Source organism: Spiroplasma sp. Moj (assembly GCF_016082285.1).
GTDB classification, from domain to species: Bacteria; Bacillota_I; Bacilli_A; order Mycoplasmatales; family Mycoplasmataceae; genus Spiroplasma; species Spiroplasma phoeniceum.
On record NZ_MQTY02000096.1, the window covers coordinates 1 to 2,381 of the forward strand.

At 23.3% G+C, this 2,381-nt stretch carries 4 protein-coding genes; 2 read left to right on the plus strand and 2 right to left on the minus strand.

The genetic code is table 4. The annotated features are described in order from the left end of the window. Positions 1 to 12: 12 nt before the first annotated feature. Positions 13 to 360 carry a family 1 glycosylhydrolase gene (locus tag BST80_RS04450; protein WP_415746141.1) on the minus strand — a complete coding sequence of 116 codons (348 nt, stop codon included), beginning with the start codon at positions 358 to 360 and terminating at the stop codon, positions 13 to 15. 63 nt (positions 361 to 423) lie between these two features. Next, positions 424 to 966, minus strand: a complete 543-nt coding sequence (locus BST80_RS04455; RefSeq protein ID WP_415746142.1) for a DUF402 domain-containing protein — start codon at positions 964 to 966, stop codon at positions 424 to 426. A gap of 269 nt (positions 967 to 1,235) precedes the next feature. Between BST80_RS04455 and BST80_RS04460 the strand changes: the two genes are divergently transcribed. Together BST80_RS04460 and BST80_RS04465 are read left to right on the plus strand one after the other, a co-directional pair. Continuing rightward, positions 1,236 to 1,496 (plus strand): hypothetical protein, encoded by a 261-nt coding sequence (locus tag BST80_RS04460; protein ID WP_415746143.1) that lies wholly within the window; start codon positions 1,236 to 1,238, stop codon positions 1,494 to 1,496. Positions 1,497 to 1,623: 127 nt separating this feature from the next. Further along, entirely contained in the window at positions 1,624 to 2,352 is a 729-nt protein-coding gene (locus BST80_RS04465) for an integrase core domain-containing protein (RefSeq protein ID WP_415746144.1), read from the plus strand. Positions 2,353 to 2,381 lie beyond the last annotated feature (29 nt).

Genomic DNA, 2,381 nt, shown 5'->3' on the forward strand with positions numbered 1-2,381 from the left:
TATTTTAATAGGTTATGCAAGAAGTCTAATATTATTTTTTAACATTTCATTAATTACATTATTGTAAAATTCAATTCCTTTTGGATTAACTGTTTTTCCATCAGGAATTAATCTAGTTCATTGAATTGATGTTTGTAATGAATTAAAATTTAACTCCCTTGCAATTTTAATTTCTTCTTGATAACGATGGTAAAAATCATTCAAACAAGGTTGTTGATTAAAAAAACGGTATTTTTCTAACTTAAATCAATGATCTCAATTTGATGCAGATTTTCCATCTTCCAAAGATGCCCCTTCTGTTTGCAGTCCAGAAAAAGCACTACCTCATAAAAAATTTTTTTTAAAATTATATTGTCCCATTAGAAATCTCCTCTCTAAAACACTTTTATTATATCTATTATTTAGAGAATAAACAATAAAACATTATTTAAGTAATTTGGATTTTAATACTAAATATTGTTTCCATAATGTTTCTACACGACTATGTTCAAAAATAAAAAGTTTATTTTTAATTAAATGCTTTAAATTATCAATTTCTGTTCAAATTGCATTAACAATATCACGACTATATTTTCAAGCAATGCGATTTCGATTAAACTCTTTTAAATCTAAAATTTTATAACTACCATCGGCAAAAACTTTAATGTCTAAATCATAATCAATATACTTAATTGTTTTTTGCTTCATAATAAATGGTGATGCAATATTACAATAATAATTTATCCCGGTATCTTTAAGCATACAAATAATATTACTTCAATTTTTCCGATTAAAAATCCAGATTGCTGGTTCATTTGTTTTTCATTTTCTACCATTCAATTCTGTAACAGTAACATCTTCATTTACTAAAACAATATATTCTTCTTCTAGTAATAAAACAACTGCTGATTCTCAACTACGGTAAACTGAACCATTATGTTTATAAGCATATACTAAGACACTATCTCCAACTTGTAACGAGTCCATAATGTTACCTCCCATAATTTACTTTTTTAAAATTACAGCAAAAAAAACAACTAAAAATAATACAATAAAAAATTATGTAAAATTATTAAATTTAAATTGCCATAATATTTAATTTTATTTTGATATTAATTACTTTAAAATAAAATGCTATTTTAAATACGTCAACATTTTCATTATATCAGTTGTATTTATTAAGTAAATAGACAGACTTTAACTAATTTGTGAAAACCATATACATTTTAGACCACTGATTTAGTCTTTAAATTAGAATGGAGATTAAAATGAAAAAGTATATGGTAATAAGCATTCCAACTGAAAATGAATTATATTCATTACAACGAAAAATAAAAAAATGATATTTACAACAAAAACTTACAAAAGAAATAAATTATATTTATCAAAATGTCATTAATTATTTTAATTTATGTCAGAAATACTATTTATATGAAAATTCACTAAATAGCTTAATTAAATTATTTTATAAGTCAAAACAAACTTTTTATAATTGAGCTAAAAAGATTCAACTTTAATTGAGCTAAAAAGATTCAACTTTGTCTTAAAGAAAAATTAAATTTTCTGGTTTTAGCTAAAAAACCAACGAGACCAATTAAAATTAATAACCATTATTCAAAAACTTACAAAATTGCTGTTGCAAAAATGATGAAAAAATATCGCCAAGAATATGGAACTGGAATTTATGAATTTTATAATTTAACTTTAGCTGGATTTTTCACATATAAAAATGAAGTAATTAAACATAACATTAAAACTTTAATGAAATGAAATAAAGAATTTAATAATTTTTATCCTAAAAACAAGAAAATTAGGATTTATAAACGTTATGAAATGCATGAATTAGGNCATCTACAACATGATATTAAAATTCTGACACCAAATATGACTGGTTTTAAACGTAATTTATATTTATATGATTTTATTGATGAAAAATCACGCTTTGGTCTTGCTTATTTATCTGAAAATAAGGGNCAATCATCAGCAATTGGTATTTTTAATCAAGCTTATAATGATTTTTTAAATAATAAAATTAAAATAAAAAGAATTAGAACTGATAATGGACCGGAATATGTTTATAGTTATAATCCAGAATATAATTATCATAAAAGCGAATTTACAAAAGCATTACATCAAAAAGGAGTTGTTCATCAAACAACGCCAATTCGTTCGCCACAATCAAATGGCAAAATTGAAAGATTTCATCAAAACTGAAATAAATTTTTTGAATATCTGCCACGTTACCCTAAAAATATTAATGAATTACGAAAGTTAATTACTACGTTTTTAAATTACTATAACAATGTTAGGCGACATAAAAGCATAAATTTTTTAACACCAACTGAAGCTGTGTTAAAATTTTTAAAAGACTAACTGGTCTAAAATGTATATGGTACCTCACA